Source organism: Clostridium tetanomorphum, from assembly GCF_017873215.1.
GTDB lineage: Bacteria > Bacillota > Clostridia > Clostridiales > Clostridiaceae > Clostridium_AO > Clostridium_AO tetanomorphum.
The window spans coordinates 82,561-101,783 of record NZ_JAGGKA010000009.1; the positions used below are offsets into that span (position 1 = coordinate 82,561).

Consider the following 19,223-nt stretch of genomic DNA (forward strand, 5'->3'; position numbering starts at 1 on the left):
AACCTCATTACTCTAAAACAATTTCTTGTTTATCTAATAATTTCATATCTTTATATAAAAATGCTGCTGTTATAGTTGCAGATAAAACGTCCGCAATAGGACCTGCCATCCATACTCCATCTAATTTAAAAATTGGTGGAAATATAATTAACATTGGTATAAGAAGTATTACCTGTCTTGAAAGACTTAAAAATATAGCTATTTTCGCTTTACCTATAGCTTGAAAATAATTAGAGCTTATTATTTGAAATCCAATAATAGGCATTGCTATCATATCAATTCTTATACCATGAGATCCTATTTTAATAAGTTCAGCATCTTTTTTATTAAATATGCTTATTAGAAACTCTGGGAAACATTGTATTACTATAAATCCTATAGTAGCAATAGCTATACCGGCTGTTACTGCAAGTTTTAGAGTCTTTTTAACTCTATCATATTGATGTGCTCCATAATTATATCCTATTATTGGTTGAGCACCTTGATTTATACCAAACATAGGCATAAAGAAAAGCATTATTATACTATTTATAATCCCCATAGCACCTACTGCTAAATCTCCACCATACTTTATTAAATTATTGTTATATAAAGTAGTAACTACACTTGCTGCTAACTGCATAAAGAAAGGTGACATTCCTATTGAAAATATAGTTTTAACTGTATTTATATTTAAATGTAAATTTTCTTTTCTAATTTTCAATGAACTTTTGCCACTAAAAAAATAATAAAGAACCCATGTAGAGGATACAGTCTGTGATAATATAGTAGCTATAGCAGCTCCTTGTACCCCCATATTAAAAGCAAATATAAATATAGGATCAAGAATAGTATTTATAATTGCTCCTATAATCATTGTAGTCATAGCAATTTTAGGATTTCCTTCTGCACGAATGATATTATTTATACCAAATCCTATATTCTGAAGTAAAGCTCCTCCAATTATGTACTTCATATAATCTCTAGCATAAGGTAATGTAGCGTCACTTGCCCCAAATATTCTTAATATACTTTCCAGAAAAATAAGTCCGAATACACTTATAAATAGTGAAACAAATATAACCAAAACAATAGCATTTCCAAGTATTTTTTCTGCTTCGTGTTTTTTCTTTTCTCCAAGCTTTATTGAAACCATAGTTGATGAACCTATTCCTATTAACATTCCAAAAGCCATATTTATTATAGAAAGTGGAAAGCCAACAGCTATACCAGATATAGCAAGTGATCCCACCCCTTGTCCTATAAATATTCTATCTACCATATTATATAGTGCATTGACTAACATTCCTACAATAGCAGGTATAGAAAACTTAAGTAAAAGTTTTCCTACACTTTCTTCTCCTAATTGTTTTGATCTATCCATATTTTCATCCTCCTTCAAAGCTTAAAAAGTGCAACGCACTTTCTTAGAGTACAGAACAAAGATTACAAAGTATAGACAATGAAACTTTTTTTCCTGATATTAAATGAAGAAAATTTCTCCTTATTTATACTCTGTAATCTGTACTCTGAAAAGTTGCTTCATAATCATTATATTATATATATAATTCGTATTATTTTCAACAATTAACAAGGTATGCAGTGAATACCATCTCCCTATCACATGCATACCTTATAATTATACCACTGAAGCTAAAAGTAGGAGTTCTTCATTATCATTATATATTTTATCAAATTGGGAAATAGGAAGAGGATTCTTTCCTTTTCCAACCTCTATAGTATATCCTGGTCTCCTAAATTCTTCTATAAACCAATCCTTATACCCTGCATAGGAAGCTATGCCATAAGTTTCTTCAAGACTATACCCACTAACCTCTGAAAATAATTCTCCTATTCTTCTTGCATCTGGAGGAGTTATGCCATCGTACTGCCAATATATTACTTCTCCCTGACTATGATATGCTAATACTAATCTAAAATTATGATCTCTTGTAAATTTCACTACAGTTTGTGTTTCCGGCTCTGATTCTGGATAAGGCCCTGAATATCTAGTTGGCCCTGGCCCATAAATGCCATACTGTTCTTCTGCTTCCTTTGAAAGCTGCCAAGAAGCATTATAATTATGATTTAAATCTACTCCTCTATTGTTAGCCTGCCAGTTATTAGAAAAATCTTTACTTCCATTATTCCAAATTATTAACTGATTATAATAAGGATTTTCTCTACTAAGCCCATTTAACACCAGTTCGACACCATCAGGATTAACCATGGGCATTATATAAATGCTACTTCTACTCCATATTTCTCCCACGTCATATCCTTTCATTCTTCTTCCTAAAGCATAATTATTGGCAAAGTTCTCTGCAAATTTCATTAAAAGAGGTGAGGTTATCCATTCTAACGCATGATGAGCAGCATTATAAAATACTTGATTTGGACCACTTCCTAATTTTATATAATAAAGATTTCTTCCTAAAACACTTTTTCCTGCAATTCCTACAGTTATAAAAGGATATCTAGTCTTTAAACCTTCTATATCCTTCTGCAATACATCATAAGTATAATTTATGTCTGTCTGTACTACATCTATACCGTAAGGCACTATAATTTTTTCTCCTATTTGTAGACTATATGGATTTAATCCTGGATTTGCAACTAAAATTTTATATACTTGAGTATAATATTTTCTAGCTATATTATATAATGTATCTCCTGGCTGTACTGTGTAAGTGTCATATCCTAACAAAATTCTGTTTAAAATCCTATAAGTATTTTCTCCTATTATTCCATCTGCTGTTAATCCATTATTTTTCTGAAATTGTTTAACTGCATTTTCTGTTTTAGGTCCATATATTCCATCTATCTCTCCTGGATCATACCCTATCTTTTGTAATATTGATTGTATTTCCATTACATCTGAACCTCTTGAACCCAATTTTAAAGTTCTCATCCCTACCTACCATATCTAACAATTATTATCACTAATATTTTATTTTTTAAAGCTATATATGTGAATAAAATATGATAAAATATTAGATATGTCTTAATTGTAGTTTATTTATATTTTTGTCAAAATGGATACAGTTTTGTAACTACTTTTTAATAAAAATATAATATAATATTTTCGTAAAGAATTTAATTTACTTATATAAGTTTAAACCTTTATAAAATTCAAATTCCACTGGAGGTATAATCATGAAAAGACGAAAAAAAAATTCTAAAAAAAAGTTTGCTTTATCACTAACAATACTAATACTATTTGCTTTTGGTATAGGTATACCATTGAGAAAATCTATTATAAGTAAAAGTAATTTAAATAAGAGTTCAACAGCTTATGCAAGTTCAAGGTATAAAGCTGATAATATAAAAAATAATCCTTCCCAAAATACCATTGATCCAAATAAAAATACTAAAGAAAAAAATAATGGGACTTCAAGTAGTACATCCACTAATGTTGTTAATAATAGTAATATTAGCAACAAAGATTTTTTTAGTAAAGCTGTATTTTTAGGTGATTCAATTACAGAAGGCATGTCTTTTTATGAAGTCTTAGACCAATCACATGTAGTAGCTAAAAAAGGACTTACAGTTTTCAAAGCTGAAAAATACATTAATGATATAACAAATTTAGCCCCTAAAAATATTTTTATTCTTTTAGGTAATAATGATTTATTTGAAGAAACTCTTACTAGTAAACAATTCATAAATGAGTATAATAAATTAGTAGGAACTTTAAAAACTACTTTACCGAATTCAAAAATATATATTCTATCTATTTTACCTGTTACAGCTAAAGCTGAAAAGGAAAATCCTTTTCTTGCTAATACTAGAATAAATGAATTTAATGATACATTAAAGAATATGTCCAAAGAACAAAATTTAACCTATATTAATGTAGCATCTGTATTAAATAACAGCGAAAAATTGTACGAGCCTGATGGCATACATTTTAAATATGACTTTTATAACTTATTACTTACCTATCTGAAAAATTATATTTTAAACAATAAAAATTAAGGAGATTGATAAAAAATGTTTACCACTTTTAAAAAATCATGTAAAAAACTTATCTTTCCATTATTTGTAGTAATATTTACTATAGGAGCTTTATCAGGTTGCGGTTCAAAAAAAGCTACTACTAAAACTCCTTCTATTAAGGAAATAAGTACAAAAATTGAACAAGCTATTGATACTTCAGGCATGAAAATAGCAGATGCAAACAAACTAGAAAAATTATACAAAATCAATTCAGATGAAGTTGAAGAATTTGTTCTTTATGCACCTGCTTCAAACATTAAAGCTAATGAAATAGTTTTAATAAAAGTTAAAGATGCAAATAAAGTGAATGAAATTAAAGAAAAAGTATCTAAGAGGGTAGAAAATCAAAGCACTAGCTTTAAAGATTATTTACCTAATGAATATGCTCTAATAGAAAAACATGTATTAAAAGTAAATGGTAATTATATTCTTTTAGCTATATCAAAAGATACAGAAAAAATCGAAAAAATATTTGATGAATCTTTTAAATAACAACATTCGTATTGGTAGGAGGAGACTATTTTGGTTTTTAGCAGTTTGATATTTATTTTCATATTTTTACCCTTAACTACTTTGATATATTATATCTCTCCAAAAGTTTTTAGAAATTCTGTGCTACTTGTATCTAGTCTTATATTTTATGGCTGGGGAGAACCAGTGTATATTGTTTTAATGATACTTTCTACCTTATTTAGCTATGTAACAGGATTATTCATAGATAAATTTAGAAATTGCAAGAGAATATCTCTTGCAGTTTTTATATTGTCTGTAGTTGTAAATTTAGGAATACTTTCCTTTTTTAAGTATTATGGTTTCTTTATACATAATATAAATTCCTTATTAAATCTAAATATAAGTATAAAAAAACTTCCTCTTCCTGTTGGAATATCCTTTTATACATTTCAAACTATGTCTTACATAATTGATATATATTTAGGTAAAGTATCAGTACAAAAAAATATAATATCTTTTGCTACATATATTACTATGTTCCCTCAGCTTGTAGCAGGTCCTATAGTAAAATATGGGGATATAGAAAAACAATTAAATAATAGAAAAGAAAATTTATCTCTTTTCGGTGAAGGAGTTGAATTATTTATAATAGGACTCTCAAAAAAAGTATTGCTTGCAAATAATATAGGTATTCTTTGGAGCAATATAAAATCTACTCCTATTGGAGAATTATCAATACTCTCAGCTTGGATAGGAATAATAGGCTTCACTTTTCAAATATATTTTGACTTTAGCGGTTACTCAGATATGGCAATGGGTCTTGGAAAAATATTTGGTTTTGATCTTATGAAAAACTTTAACTATCCTTATATATCTAAAAGTGTAACAGAATTTTGGCGTAGATGGCATATTTCATTAGGCTCTTGGTTTAGGGAATATGTTTATATTCCTCTTGGAGGTAACAAAAACGGTAAGTTAAAACAATATAGAAATTTATTTATTGTATGGTTTTTAACAGGCTTTTGGCATGGAGCAAACTGGAACTTTATCTTCTGGGGATTGTATTTTGGATTTTTGGTAACAATAGAAAAAATATTTCTTTTGAAATGGTTAGAAAGCAAGCCAAAATTTATAGGTCACATATATACAATGTTTATAGTAATAATTGGATGGGTATTATTTGAATTTGAAAATATGACTCAATGCATTAGCTTTATTAAAATTATGTTGGGATTTGGAAAAGTATCATTATTAAATAGCACAAGTATTTATTATATTTATACAAATGCTTTACTGCTCATAATACTAATACTTTGTTCCACACCACTACCTAGAAAAGTATTTTTAAATATACAAAATAAATTTAAATTTGTAGGAGCTATCATAATGCCATTGATTTATTTATTACTTATATTTCTTTCTACTGCTTACTTGGTAAATGAAACCTATAATCCTTTCTTGTATTTTAAATTTTAAAATATTTAACATAAACTAATTCAATGTAGAAAGAGGTGTTTTTTTGAATAAATATAACAATATATATAAATGTATTATGTCACTTTTACTAATTATGTACATAGGTTCTATTATAGTTTTTAATTTAATAATTCCAAATAAGGCCTTTTCTGAATCCGAAAATAGGCCTCTTGAACAAAAGCCTAATTTTTCTATTGAAAGTGTCATAAAAGGAAGGTTTATTTCAAATTATGAAAAATATATTTCTGATCAATTTCCTTTTAGAGACTTTTGGATAGGAGTTAAATCTGATACTGAAAAAATATTAGGTAAAAAAGAAAATAATGAAGTATATCTAGGAAAAGATGGCTACCTCATACAAAAATTTAATAAACCTTTAGATGAAAATTTTAAAAGTAAAATTAATTCAATTAATGCTTTTGCCAATTCTAACTTAAATATAAATACATATTTTATGTTAGTACCTAATTCAGTAAAAGTATTAGAAGAAAGACTTCCATCTTTTGCTCCATCTGCTGACCAATTAATTTATATTAATAAAGTAAAAAATGCTCTTAATAAAGATATAAAATTTATTGATGTATACAACACATTATATTCTAAAAAAAATGAATATATCTTCTATAAAACTGATCATCATTGGACAACTAAAGGTTCTTATTATGCTTATAAAAAATTAGCCAAAGAAATGGCCCTTACACCTTATAATAAAGATTATTTTGAAGTAAAGAAAGTTACAGATAGTTTTTATGGTTCTCTATATTCAAAAGGAGGTTTTAGAGATATAACTCCTGATAGTATTGAACTATATATACCAAAAGAAAAACATAACTTTAAAGTTTGGTATTCCGATAGCAACACTACTACAAATTCTCTATACAAAATTGATAATCTTAATAAAAAGGATAAATATACTGTATTCCTAAATAGTAATCATCCTTTAATAAAGATAAAAAGTGATATTTCCAATAATAAAAAACTTTTATTAATTAAAGATTCTTATGCAAATTCCTTTATTCCATTTTTAGCTGAACATTATAGCGAAATATACGTAGTAGACCTTAGATACTATGATGAAAATTTAAATACTTTAATAAAAGCTAATAATATAGATGATAATCTTATACTGTACAATGTAAATACTTTCTTCGAAGATGAATCTGTAAATAATATCAATCAATAAATCAATACTTAAAAATATAAAGGAGTCAATGCTAAAAACTTAATTTCTAGTATTAACTCCTTGTTATATCTATAAATTTATATGACAATATCCTTCTGGGTTTTTCTTTAAATATTTTTGATGATATTCTTCGGCTTCATAAAAACATTTTAAAGGTTTTATTTCTGTAACTATAGGCTTATCATATTTTTCTTGTTCCTCTTCCTTAGATTTTATTATTATATCTAAATCTTCTTTATTTAAATAATAGATTCCTGTTCTATATTGATTTCCTATATCCGGTCCCTGTCTATTTACTACTGTTGGATCTATGATATCCCAAAACTTTTTTAATAATTCAACAATGTTTATATCATTTTCATTAAACTTAACATAGCAAGCTTCAGCATGGCCTGTAATACCTGAGCAAACTTCTTCATAGGAAGGGTTTTCTGTATTTCCATTAGCATAGCCTACTTTAGTCTCTATTATACCATTAATTCTTGAAATATATTCTTCTACACCCCAAAAGCACCCTCCTGCTAAAACAATTTCTTTCATATTCTTCACCTCATATCCCAAAATTTATTTCCGTACCCTTAACACTATAATAATTAATATTTTCAAAAAAGTCTATATTTTATAAATTAATCCATGGTCTTATAATATAACTTAACCATTTTATTAAATCTATATTGGTTTCATCACCATATAACTTGTCAATAATCTTATCTAGTAGTTTATTATCTAATGCCTTAAAAAGCATATCAAAATTATCATTAGTGAACTTTTCTATAGTTCTCCTTAATACAAGAGAATTCTTATAGTTATTCATTAATGGCTTAGTTAATATATTATAATCTCCTAATCCACATATATCATATGCAGCATATATTCCTGTCAATATAGCTATAAATTGTCCAAATCCAAGCGCAGGTGAAATAGCTCCAAAACAATTTCCTACAAAATATGTGTTGTTTAATTTAGGATATTTGCATATACCTATTATATAATCTTTTACTTGAAATCTATCTGTTATTCTCAAATCTTGTTTTAAATGTTTTGAAGCTTCACTATAAAAATTTCCCCACATTTTATCTGAATTTATATTACTATTCTCAGGATAATTTGGATAAGCAGCAACTATATGAGCTTCTTTTGCTGAGAACGGAATAAGATATGCATATCCTTTAGGTAGAAAATCATAGTTAAACCAAGCTGATGTAACATTAGCTTCAAAATTTCCTTCAACAGTAGCTCCTTTTAAGTTAACGGGTACATCACATTCATAATTATTCAGCCTACATGCATATTCTCCATCACCTGTAGCCAATACAATATGAGTAAATTCTTTCTTTAAATCCTCATAACTATATTTTGAATTAAAATTTATTTCCGATTTTACTTGATTGAATAATTGATTTTCAAAAGAATCTTTATGTCTTCCTCTTATATTGGTAGTACCAAGATTTCCTTCTATAGTTCCAACTTCATTTTTTGAATAAAAAATCATTTTTTTAACATGGCTAATAGGATTTAAATGTATTTCGTATTTGTTATCAATATAACTTAAACAATTATTGATTGGCCTATTTAAAATATTAAATATAGCTTCACAATTTACAAATCTATCACCAACCGTAAGCCTATCCTCAAAAATCATGGGTTTGATTCCATTCTTCTCTAAAGTTATGGCACAGGATAAACCAGATAACCCTGCTCCCATAATTGCAACTTTCATACTCATTATCACCTCTTATCCATTAGTATTTATTATATATAAAATTTATATTCTAAATTTAAATATAAACAAAACTTTTATACTATAATATGTTATAATATAGTTGTAAACAAAAAGTTTGTCCCTATAACTATTAAGATTTTCTCCTCATTTATGAACCTATTTTTATTTTAAAATTCTTTGAAAATATCGATATTTAATTCTATTATTCAAATATCCTAACTATAGCAAGTCACGTTTTTCGTTGAAATAATAATATACGTTTATAGTCTTTAGCTATATAAGTGCATTGTAGGCAAATAAATTAACTTTATATTTATAGGACAAACTTTTTTTTACTTACTTGTTATAATTGTAATATTTTTATCTTTCATATAAAAAATGCACTACCTTTTTATTTATGGTAGTGCATTTTTATTAAAAATTATTAATAAAAATATTTTATCTAACAGCTTACATTAAGCTAAAGCATCTATATTTTTATGTGCTTTTTTACTAGAATTTTGTTCTTCAATTTTATTATCATTTTCTTCATTTTTTTCATTATCCTTAATATCTTGTCCCTTATTTACAGCCTTTCTAATTTCTCCGCTTTCTTTTGCCATCATCTTGTCTAATTTACTAACTCCTACGTCAATTTTACTAGCCCTTGCTTCTTTTCTATCTGCACTTGGTACGTTGAATGATAGTGCCCTAGCTCTATCTTGAGCAGCTTCCATTTTCAATATTTTAGATTCTCCACTTAACTTAACTTTTATTCCACGTGCTGTCTTCATTTTTGAATAAGTTAAACTTGATTTTACTAAATTATCCATGCCACCTGAAAATTCAATACTATCTTCAGTAGCTTTAGGTGTATTTGATTTTCCTTTAGTATTTTTTCCTCCATCTTCGTCTTCATCTTTATTCATTTTTTCCATTTGCTTTTGCTGTATTTGCTGATCAATCATCCTTATTTGTTCTTCTAAAGGTTTTATATACTCTATTTTCTCTTTCTCGGATATCTTTCTTTCTTTAATTTTGCTAATTTGTTCTTGTACATTTGATTTTTGCTTTTCTAATAACTTTATCTGGTTGTCTATATTTTTAGTTCTAATCACAGAGTTATTAGTGTTTCTTGATGATATTGATGATATGTTCATATTTTATCCCTCCATAAAAAATTTTTTGGATGATGAAATTTTTCCAAATTTATCATCCAATAATATTATCGACAACTCATGTAAATCATTTACTTTAATAAAAATTTATATATAATTTTATAATTCATCTTATAAACATATAATTAATTACCAATTATAAGTATATAAGCAATTACGAAGAATTTTATAAATTAATAATCTAAATAATGAAAACTTTATACATTAAAAATGGTTAATAATAATTCTATTAAGTAAATTATTATTAACCATTTCCCTTTTATTTCTTTTTAACTTCATGTCCACCAAATTCATTTCTTAATGCAGCTACAACTTTTCCAGTAAAGGTATCTTCCTGCTGAGATCTATATCTCATTATTACAGAAGTTGTTATTACAGGAGCAGGAATTTGCATTTCTAAAGCTGTTTGTGCTGTCCATAAGCCTTCCCCATTTGAACCAACAGCTCCCTTAATTTCATCCAAATGTGGATCTTTACTAAAAGCGTTTTTACTTAATTCCATCAACCATCCTCTTATAACAGAACCGTGATTCCAGAGATCTGCAATCTTTTCGTAGTCCATTTGAAACCCACTATTTTCTAATATTTCAAAACCTTCACCAATAGCTTGAAGCATACCATATTCTATGCCATTATGAACCATTTTAGTGAAATGTCCACTTCCTGCTTTTCCTACATGCAAATAACCCTTATCTACAGATATATCTTTGAATAAAGCCTCTACTCTATTAAAAGTTTCTTTGTCTCCTCCTACCATGGCACAAACTCCATTTAAAGCTCCTTCTCTTCCGCCACTAGTTCCTGCATCTAAAAATTCTATTCCTATTTCTTTTAATTGATTATATCTTCTTATAGAGTCTTTATAAAATGAATTTCCTCCATCTATAATTATATCTCCTTTATTTAGATGTGTTTTTATTCTTTCTATAGTTTCATCTACTGGTTTACCTGCTGGTATCATTAACCACACTATTTTTTCTTCTCCTAAAGAATTAATTAATTCTTCCATTGAATCCGCTGTAGTTACTCCACTATCTTTAGCTTCTTTTAATCTATCTAAGCTTAAATCGTAAGCTACAACGTCATGACCATGTTTTTTTAAATTTAATGCTAAATTAGCTCCCATCTTTCCAAGTCCTATAAGTCCTAATCTCATAAGTCTCACTCCTTTAATATAAGATTTATATTATAATTAATTATACACCATACTTTTAAACAAATAGATTAAGAATTAAACAACCAATTAATCCAAATACACCTATAATTGTTTCCATCATTGTCCAAGATCTTAAAGTATCCTTTTCTGATATTCCAAAATATCTATTTACTAACCAAAACCCACTATCATTAACATGAGATAATACAGTAGCTCCTGAGGCTATTGCTATAACTATTAGAGCAGGTTCTACATTAAATGAAGATAATATTGGTGATACTATTCCTCCTGCTGTCATCATAGCTACTGTAGCTGATCCCGCTGCTACTCTAACTACAGCTGCAATGAAAAAAGCTAATAAAATTGGACTTAAATGTGATCCTGCAACAGATTCTGCAAGCATTTTACCTACTCCACTATCTATAAGTACCTGCTTAAATACTCCCCCTGCTCCTGTTACTAATATAATTAGTCCTGATGAATTTAATGAGGAAGTAGCAATCTTATTAACTTCTTCTCTACTCAATCCTCTACATCTTCCTAATCCTATAAATGCTACTAAAGTTGCAATAGTAAGAGCTGCAAAAGGATGTCCAACAAATGTCATTATATTTCTAACTGAGTTTCCCTTTGGAAGATAAACATTAGTAAAAGTATTTAAAACTATAAGAATTATTGGGATTAAAATTGTAAAGCATATAAATCCAAAACTTGGTAAATCCTTATCTTCTTTTATATCATTTTTTATATCACTTACCATGTATTCCGGTACTTCTGCATAAATTTTATTTCCAATATATTTACCAAAAATAGGTCCTGCTATTATAGCACAAGGTATTCCTATTATTATACCAAATAATATAACCTTACCTAAATCTGCATTTACAAGCTGTGCTACTGCTACTGGACCAGGTGTTGGTGGTACAAAGGAATGTGTTACTGCAAGTCCAGTAAGTAATGGTATACCATAGTATAGAACAGATTTCTTAGCATCTTTAGCTAAAGAATATACTATAGGAACTAATATTATAAAAGCTACATCAAAAAATACTGGAATCGATATTATAAATCCTGTAATCATAAGTGCCCATGAAGCTTTATCTTTACCAAATTTACTTATTAAAGTTCTGGCCAATCTTTCAGCTCCACCAGATACTTCTAGCATCTGTCCAAACATAGCTCCTAATCCAACAACTACTGCTATAAAACCTAATGTCCCACCCATACCATTTTGTATTGAACTCATAACTTTATCTAGTGGCATCCCTGCTGCTATACCTACTCCCATACTAACAATTAACAATGAAATAAAAGCTTGGAGTTTTAGTTTAATAATCATAAATAATAGTATTGATACTCCTATGAACATTACCAAGGATAAATACGCTGCGCTTGACATAAATTAATCCTCCCCCTTTTTCATAATTTAAACTATTTTTGAAAAGTTATTAGTGATTCATTTATTGGTTTTAATGCTTGAACTGACGCTTTGTAAATGTTTTCTAGATCTTTATAAATGTTTAAATTCTGCTTTCTTACATTGTAATTAGCAAAGTCATCTATCATATAATCTAATCTATCTAAATTATCTGTAATTCCTATTGAAAGCATTCCTAACATCACTGCTCCTAAACAGGAACTTTCATAGTTTTCGCTAATTCTTATATTGGTATCCATTATATCTGCTAAAATTTTTATCCATTCTTCACTTCTTGTAAATCCTCCATTAGCATATACACCCTGTACTTCTCCTACTAAATCTTTAATTGCTTGAAAAACTTCATTCATATCAAAACATATTCCCTCTATTAAAGCTCTTGTCATATGTTTTTTAGTATGGATATCACTAATACCTAGAAAAGCTCCCCTTAAACTTGCATCCCAATAAGGTGCCCTTTCTCCTGATAGAAAAGGCAAAAACATCAATCCTTTACTCCCTGGCTCAATTTCTTCTATATATTCATTTAAAATATCATAAGCTTCTTTATTTAGTTTTTTAGCTTCTATATCCTCAATTTCAGCAAAATTTTCTTTAAACCACCTATAAACTATTCCCCCATTATTTATTGCTCCACCTACCACATATTTATCTTCTGTCAATACATAGCAGAACACTCTTTCCTTAGGGTCTGTTACTGGTTTATCAAAAACTACTCTAACTGCTCCGCTAGTTCCTATTGTTGCAGCTGCTATTCCCTTTTTTATAGCTTTTGACCCAAGGTTTGCTAAACACCCATCACTAGCTCCTACTACAAACACTGTGTCTTCATTTAATCCAGTTATCTGTGCATATTCTTTATTAATATTTTTAATTTGGAAAATAGTACTTACTGGCTTAGATAACTTATCTTTATCTATATCTAAAATGCCCAAAGCCTCTTTATCCCATTCTAATTTAAAAATGTTAAACATTCCTGTAGCTGAAGCAATAGAATAATCAACAATATATTGATTAAATAATTTATAAAAAATATATTCTTTTATAGATATAAATTTATGTGATTTATTAAATATTTCATTTTGCTCATATTTTAGCCACAATAATTTATAAAAAGGAGACATAGGATGACAAGGAGTTCCTGTTCTTAAATATAGTTCATGCCCTTTTCCAGCTTTTTTAAACTTTTTTACGAATTCCCTACTTCTATTATCAGCCCATATAATACACTTAGTTAAAGGTTTACAATTTTGATCTACTGCTATTATGCTGTGCATCATTGAACTAAAAGATATAAACTGTATTTGTTCTGATGAAACTTTACTTTCCTTGATTAGACTTTCTAAAGTATATAATACAGCCTGAAAAATCTCCTCTGGATCTTGCTCTTTAAAGTCTGGCTTATCACTATATATTGGATAGCCCTTAGTTACTTTATTAACTACTTTTCCATTTACATCAAATAATATAGATTTAGTACTAGTTGTACCAATATCAATGCCTATATAATATTTTTTCATAATTTCCTCCATTCATAATACTTTTTAATATACAAATTAGAAAATTATTTTTATTATCATTGTATATTCACCTTTTTTATAATAAATATGAAAATTATTTTCATATTTATATTATATTATAACCTTAAAAATTAATCAATAAAAAGCGAAATATTTTTTCACTTTAAAACAAAAACTATCCTTTTATAAGGATAGTTGAAAATTTTTTTAATATCTTTTTTCCGCAATTGCCTGTCTTATGTTTTTTAAAGTAAGGAAATATTCATCTTTATTTTTTAAACAAACGCTTACAAATAAGCAATCTATAAGACTTAAAGAAGTAATTCTAGACTCCATAGCTTCACTCTTAAATTGATTTTCTTTTCCATAAGATACCAAAATTATATCTGATACTTTAGAAATAGGGGATTTAAGATTTGATGTTATAGATATCACTTTCACATTATTTCGTTTTGCTATTTTTATATTGTCTACTAAATCTTTATTACTTCCTGTATTAGATACGGCTAATATACAATCTTTTTCACTTAAAGTTGAACTTATCATAGCTTGAAAATGTGAATCAGAATGAAAAATACAATTCTTACCTACTCTTAAAAATTTATGATATGCATCAAGAGCAATAGCTGATGACCCTCCCATTCCGTAAAATGCTACTCTTTCTGAACTTAAAATTATATTTGTAGCCTTTTCTATATTTTTATAATCATTTATCTTAAGTGTTTCTTTTAAAGAATTTATAGTAGAATTAATTACTTTTTGCATTACTATTAAAATATCATCATCTTCTTTTATTTCCTCATGCACATCCACAATAGGATCTACTACTTCACCTGCAATCTTTATCTTAAGCTCTTGATATCCTTTATATCCAATCTTTTTACTAAACCTAAATATAGTTGCCTCTCCACAATTACATCTGTCTGCTAATTCTGTAATTGACAAATGTATTATATCATTAGGATTCTTAATTATATAATCAGCAACTCTTCTTTCTGCTCCTTTTAATTTTGAATATATATCCATTATTTTTTGTAAGTAACTTATGTTTTCCATAATCTCACGCCCTTTATTGTTAAAAAATAACTAAACTATTTTAATAAGTTGAACAAAAATATGTTAATCATTTTTTAATATCTGGAAATTTATTTTTTCAAGCTCTTCTATAAGAGTTTTTTGAACTCTATCTAAATGTGTATGAACGGTACATCGAAAATTCTTATTTGCATTACAAAAGCTATCGCTTTTCAAACAACGATTAATCGCTATAGGTCCATCTACCGCTTCTATAACCTGTCTTAAGTTTATATCTTTACTATTTTTCAAAAGAGCATAGCCCCCATTTACTCCTCTAAAAGACTTTATTATATCTGCTTTAATAAGCTTTCTCAATAGTTTTAATAAAAATCTTAACGGTATACAACCTCTTTCTGATATAGTTTTTGCATCTAATTTAGCACCTTCTCCTTCTTTTGCTAAAATCAAAATAGCCCTTATGGCATAATCTGCTTCTTGAGTTATATTCATAATTCATCACCTTATTATTTATTTTTTCTATTAAATACATCTAAATATATCTGTATAGTCTTCTTCATATTATTATCTATATAATTAATTGTCAATACTCCCTATTAATTAAAATATATAAAAAAATTTAATATAAAAAAGAGCTATAAATATAAAAATATAGTTATATTAAGAAATTAAGTATAAATAGAAGTTTTACACAATATATTGTATATAAGAATATGATATAATACTATATGTGCCACTAAATGGTACTTTTATATTTTTTCAATGTATTGTATACTAAATAAGTATTATTTACAAGGAGGTAGTAAATTTTGGATAAATTAAAAGAAATAGATTCTATCCACAAAATTGTAAAAAGATATTATACAAAGGAATTAGAAAAAAACAAAGAATTAAACGTATATGATTTATTTAATTGGAAAAAAATTGATGTATTTTTAAAGGATCATAAAACCAATAAAGTTTTAGTAGATATGAAAGATTTAGAGTTTCCTGATAGCTACTCACAGAATGCCTGTGACATCATAGCTTCTAAATATTTTAGAAAATCAGGCGTAGAAAATGAATCTGGATATGAAAATAGTATGAAAATGGTAGCCCATAGAATGGTTAATTTTTGGCGAGAAGCTTTAGTTGATGAAGGCATTTTAAAAACTGAGGAAGAAAAAATCATTTTTTATGATGAAATGGTTTATGCACTACTTTCTCAAATGTATGCACCTAATTCTCCTCAGTGGTTTAATACAGGATTAAATCTTTCCTATGGAATTAAAGGTAGTAAACAAGAAAACTACTACTACGATGAAATAATATCAGATGTGGTAGAAAGTGACGATAACTATACTCGAACCCAAGCTTCAGCTTGTTTTATATTATCCATAGAGGATAAATTATTAGGTCCTCATTCAATTTCAGAACAATTTGTAACTGAAACAAAATTATTTAAAGGCGGTTCTGGTACAGGAACTAATTTTTCTTCATTAAGAGCTAAAGGTGAAAAACTTTCTGGTGGTGGTGTGTCCTCAGGACTTATGAGTTTTTTAAAAGGTCTTGATAGAAATGCTGGAGCTATAAAATCTGGTGGTACTACTAGACGTGCAGCTAAAATGGTATGTCTTGATATAGATCATCCAGAAATAATGGATTTTATAACTTGGAAAGCCAAAGAAGAAGATAAAGTAAGAGCCCTTGGTAAAATGGGTTACGATACAGATATAGATGGAGAAGCTTATGAAACAGTATCAGGACAAAATAGTAACAACTCTATAAGATTTTCTGATGAATTCATGAAAAAAGTAGGGAATTTACATAAAGATCCAGATGCTACTATAGAATTAGTGGGACGTGTAGATAATCGTGTAAATAAAAAAATTAAAGTAAGTACTTTATGGGATAATTTTAATAAATCCTCATGGCAATGTGCTGATCCTGCTCCACAATTTTTAGATACTTTCAATGCTTGGCATACTTGTCCAGCTGGTGAAGATGGTTTATATAATGCTAAACATAACAGAATAAACTCTACTAATCCTTGTGGTGAATATGCTTTCTTAGATGATAGTTCTTGTAATTTAGCATCTATAAACATATATAAGTTTTATGATGATTCAAAAAGAAATATAGATTTAGAAGGCTATATACATGTAATAGGCTTAGTTCAGCTACTATTAGAATCTTCTATACATTGGGGACAATTTCCCACTAAAGATATAGCAAGAAAAACCTATATGTTTAGAGCCACAGGTCTTGGAATAAGTAACTTAGCTTCATTGCTTATGGTAATGGGATACCCTTACGATTCCGAAGAAGGAAGAAATTTATCTGCCTCATTAATAGGAATTTTAACAGGATATTCCTATTATGTATCATCTTTAATGGCTAAAGAAATAGGCTCTTTTCCTAAGTATGAAATAAATAAAAAATATATGTTAAAAGTTATAAGAAATCATTGTAGGGTTGCAGATGCCTTACCTTCTATAAGTAATTTTTATAGTGACTTTGGAGATGAAATATCTGACTATGAAAATTTAAATTATAATCCTGTTAAAATAAATCATAATATATTAATAAAGGAATCTTTTCAAAATATAAGTAACCTTCTTAAAGATTGTTGGCTTAAAGCTCTCCAATGTGGAGAAGAATTTGGATACAGAAATGCTCAAGTATCTGTAATAGCCCCTACTGGAACTATTTCCTTTGCTATGGACTGTGGTGCTACTTCTATAGAGCCATTTTTTAGTCATGTAGTATATAAGAAACTATCTGGCGGTGGAATGATGACAGTAATAAATCCTGTTATCAAAATAGCTCTTAAAAATTTAGGATATAGTAAAGATCAGATAAAAGATATTTTAGATTATGTATTAAGAAAAGAAACCGTAGAAAACAATGACTTTAAATTTGAAAGAGTAATTGATGGGAAAATAGAAGGTGCTCCTCACTTAAAAGAGGAACATCTACCTATATTCGATACTGCAAATAAATGTGGTTCTGGTAAAAGATATATAGACCCTATGGGACACGTATTAATGGTAGCTGCTATAACTCCATTAATTTCTGGAGCTATATCCAAAACCGTAAATCTTCCTAGGCAAGCTACATTAGAAGATTTTAAAAATGTAGTACTAACTTCTTGGAAACTTGGCGTAAAAGGAATCACTCTTTACAGAGATGGTTCAAAGGCCAGTCAACCATTAAATACTAATTTAGATTTAAATAAAGATTTCAAATTAGAGGATTTAAGCTATGAAAAACTTTTAGAAAAGGCTAAAGACCTTCAAAAAGGGGTTAAATATTCAAGACGTGACAAACCAATAGGTATTAGAAGAGGCACTACTCATCCGGCTCAAATAAATGATGTAAAAATATATACTACAGTAAATAGACGAGAGAATGGAGAAATTTCCGAAATATATATAACTACAGATAGAGAAGGTACTATAATCATGGGTCTCTTAAATTCTTTATCAAAAGCATTATCTGTAATGCTTCAATATCATGTACCACCACAAGATATTGCTAAAATGCTTAGAGGACAAAAATATGAACCTTATGGTTTTGTACAAAAACATCCTTATATAAAACATGTAACCTCTATTTCTGATTTAATTAGCAAAATAATAGATATAGAACTAGGAGATTATTCACGATGTCAGATAAAACCCGAAAACTATGACTGTGATACAAATAAAAGAAGTATAGTATCTACAAAAGAAATCCTACAAGATCAATTAGTTACCGCTGGTCTTAATGGTGTAGAAAATCCACAAAATGAAGATACTGCTGAAACCACTAGCATAAATACTCATGAAACTTTTGATGGTAAAAAAATTTCAGGTGAAAGAATTTATGGTTCTACTTGCCCGAATTGTTCAAGTACTAGAATGATAAGAAATGGTACCTGTATGGTTTGTTTAGATTGTGGTTCTACTACTGGATGTAGTTAAAGACAACGCATAAGTATAAAAGTAACCTACTAGTACAACTTTCACATTTACTGGCACATCTTTGAGATTTATCAGTAAATAAATATTTATTCATTAATATTTAAATAAAGAATGGGGCTGTCGCACTAAGAAAAAATCCTACAATATATTGTGTTAACTT

Annotated in this window: 15 protein-coding genes; 5 read left to right on the forward strand and 10 right to left on the reverse strand. The window is 27.9% G+C overall.

Going from position 1 to position 19,223, the window contains the following annotated elements; translation table 11 throughout:
• Positions 1–7: 7 nt before the first annotated feature.
• Together J2Z24_RS10480 and J2Z24_RS10485 are read right to left on the reverse strand one after the other, a co-directional pair.
• Positions 8–1,363: an MATE family efflux transporter gene (locus J2Z24_RS10480; protein ID WP_035149150.1), complete on the reverse strand. Its 1,356-nt coding sequence runs from the start codon at positions 1,361–1,363 to the stop codon at positions 8–10.
• A gap of 255 nt (positions 1,364–1,618) precedes the next feature.
• On the reverse strand, positions 1,619–2,890 hold the full coding sequence (locus tag J2Z24_RS10485) for a M14 family metallopeptidase (protein ID WP_035149149.1): 1,272 nt from the start codon (positions 2,888–2,890) through the stop codon (positions 1,619–1,621).
• Between the two features lie 245 nt (positions 2,891–3,135).
• Here J2Z24_RS10485 and J2Z24_RS10490 point away from each other — a divergent pair, with 245 nt between their 5' ends.
• The 4 genes from J2Z24_RS10490 to J2Z24_RS10505 are packed head-to-tail and all read left to right on the forward strand — an operon-like array spanning position 3,136 to position 7,090.
• On the forward strand, positions 3,136–3,957 hold the full coding sequence (locus J2Z24_RS10490) for a GDSL-type esterase/lipase family protein (protein WP_051593328.1): 822 nt from the start codon (positions 3,136–3,138) through the stop codon (positions 3,955–3,957).
• 15 nt (positions 3,958–3,972) lie between these two features.
• Positions 3,973–4,470: a DUF4358 domain-containing protein gene (locus tag J2Z24_RS10495; protein ID WP_035149148.1), complete on the forward strand. Its 498-nt coding sequence runs from the start codon at positions 3,973–3,975 to the stop codon at positions 4,468–4,470.
• A gap of 30 nt (positions 4,471–4,500) precedes the next feature.
• Positions 4,501–5,907, forward strand: a complete 1,407-nt coding sequence (locus J2Z24_RS10500; RefSeq protein WP_035149146.1) for an MBOAT family O-acyltransferase — start codon at positions 4,501–4,503, stop codon at positions 5,905–5,907.
• A gap of 43 nt (positions 5,908–5,950) precedes the next feature.
• Complete coding sequence (locus tag J2Z24_RS10505) at positions 5,951–7,090, forward strand: DHHW family protein (protein WP_035149145.1); 1,140 nt, start codon at positions 5,951–5,953, stop codon at positions 7,088–7,090.
• Positions 7,091–7,159: 69 nt separating this feature from the next.
• Here the strand turns inward: J2Z24_RS10505 and msrA are convergent, their stop codons facing one another.
• From msrA to J2Z24_RS10545, 8 genes are all read right to left on the reverse strand, one after another.
• The gene (gene msrA, locus J2Z24_RS10510) at positions 7,160–7,630 is read right to left on the reverse strand and encodes a peptide-methionine (S)-S-oxide reductase MsrA (RefSeq protein WP_035149142.1); all 471 of its coding nucleotides are present in this window, start codon (positions 7,628–7,630) and stop codon (positions 7,160–7,162) included.
• Positions 7,631–7,709: 79 nt separating this feature from the next.
• Positions 7,710–8,810 carry an NAD(P)/FAD-dependent oxidoreductase gene (locus J2Z24_RS10515; RefSeq protein WP_035149297.1) on the reverse strand — a complete coding sequence of 367 codons (1,101 nt, stop codon included), beginning with the start codon at positions 8,808–8,810 and terminating at the stop codon, positions 7,710–7,712.
• Between the two features lie 458 nt (positions 8,811–9,268).
• On the reverse strand, positions 9,269–9,952 hold the full coding sequence (locus J2Z24_RS10520; protein ID WP_035149140.1) for a FlxA-like family protein: 684 nt from the start codon (positions 9,950–9,952) through the stop codon (positions 9,269–9,271).
• A 277-nt stretch (positions 9,953–10,229) separates the two neighbouring features.
• Positions 10,230–11,144, reverse strand: coding sequence for a phosphogluconate dehydrogenase (NAD(+)-dependent, decarboxylating) (gene gnd / locus J2Z24_RS10525; protein WP_307861363.1), 915 nt, complete (start codon positions 11,142–11,144; stop codon positions 10,230–10,232).
• A 37-nt stretch (positions 11,145–11,181) separates the two neighbouring features.
• Positions 11,182–12,525 carry a GntT/GntP/DsdX family permease gene (locus J2Z24_RS10530; RefSeq protein WP_035148416.1) on the reverse strand — a complete coding sequence of 448 codons (1,344 nt, stop codon included), beginning with the start codon at positions 12,523–12,525 and terminating at the stop codon, positions 11,182–11,184.
• A gap of 32 nt (positions 12,526–12,557) precedes the next feature.
• Positions 12,558–14,084, reverse strand: a complete 1,527-nt coding sequence (locus J2Z24_RS10535; RefSeq protein WP_206538606.1) for a gluconokinase — start codon at positions 14,082–14,084, stop codon at positions 12,558–12,560.
• 207 nt (positions 14,085–14,291) lie between these two features.
• The gene (locus tag J2Z24_RS10540; RefSeq protein ID WP_035148418.1) at positions 14,292–15,140 is read right to left on the reverse strand and encodes a MurR/RpiR family transcriptional regulator; all 849 of its coding nucleotides are present in this window, start codon (positions 15,138–15,140) and stop codon (positions 14,292–14,294) included.
• A 63-nt stretch (positions 15,141–15,203) separates the two neighbouring features.
• Positions 15,204–15,611, reverse strand: coding sequence for an RrF2 family transcriptional regulator (locus J2Z24_RS10545; RefSeq protein WP_035148419.1), 408 nt, complete (start codon positions 15,609–15,611; stop codon positions 15,204–15,206).
• A 335-nt stretch (positions 15,612–15,946) separates the two neighbouring features.
• On the opposite strand from J2Z24_RS10545, the gene J2Z24_RS10550 reads away from it, so the two are divergent.
• Complete coding sequence (locus J2Z24_RS10550; protein ID WP_035148421.1) at positions 15,947–19,063, forward strand: vitamin B12-dependent ribonucleotide reductase; 3,117 nt, start codon at positions 15,947–15,949, stop codon at positions 19,061–19,063.
• Positions 19,064–19,223: the final 160 nt, after the last annotated feature.

What these genes read in the sequence shown, in the direction of transcription:
- J2Z24_RS10480 (WP_035149150.1), bottom strand. Translation starts at nt 1,363, where the DNA reads ATGGATAGATCAAAACAATTAGGAGAAGAAAGTGTAGGAAAACTTTTA.
- J2Z24_RS10485 (WP_035149149.1), bottom strand. Translation starts at nt 2,890, where the DNA reads ATGAGAACTTTAAAATTGGGTTCAAGAGGTTCAGATGTAATGGAAATA.
- J2Z24_RS10490 (WP_051593328.1), top strand. Translation starts at nt 3,136, where the DNA reads ATGAAAAGACGAAAAAAAAATTCTAAAAAAAAGTTTGCTTTATCACTA.
- J2Z24_RS10495 (WP_035149148.1), top strand. Translation starts at nt 3,973, where the DNA reads ATGTTTACCACTTTTAAAAAATCATGTAAAAAACTTATCTTTCCATTA.
- msrA (WP_035149142.1), bottom strand. Translation starts at nt 7,630, where the DNA reads ATGAAAGAAATTGTTTTAGCAGGAGGGTGCTTTTGGGGTGTAGAAGAA.
- J2Z24_RS10515 (WP_035149297.1), bottom strand. Translation starts at nt 8,810, where the DNA reads ATGAAAGTTGCAATTATGGGAGCAGGGTTATCTGGTTTATCCTGTGCC.
- J2Z24_RS10520 (WP_035149140.1), bottom strand. Translation starts at nt 9,952, where the DNA reads ATGAACATATCATCAATATCATCAAGAAACACTAATAACTCTGTGATT.
- J2Z24_RS10530 (WP_035148416.1), bottom strand. Translation starts at nt 12,525, where the DNA reads ATGTCAAGCGCAGCGTATTTATCCTTGGTAATGTTCATAGGAGTATCA.
- J2Z24_RS10535 (WP_206538606.1), bottom strand. Translation starts at nt 14,084, where the DNA reads ATGAAAAAATATTATATAGGCATTGATATTGGTACAACTAGTACTAAA.
- J2Z24_RS10540 (WP_035148418.1), bottom strand. Translation starts at nt 15,140, where the DNA reads ATGGAAAACATAAGTTACTTACAAAAAATAATGGATATATATTCAAAA.
- J2Z24_RS10545 (WP_035148419.1), bottom strand. Translation starts at nt 15,611, where the DNA reads ATGAATATAACTCAAGAAGCAGATTATGCCATAAGGGCTATTTTGATT.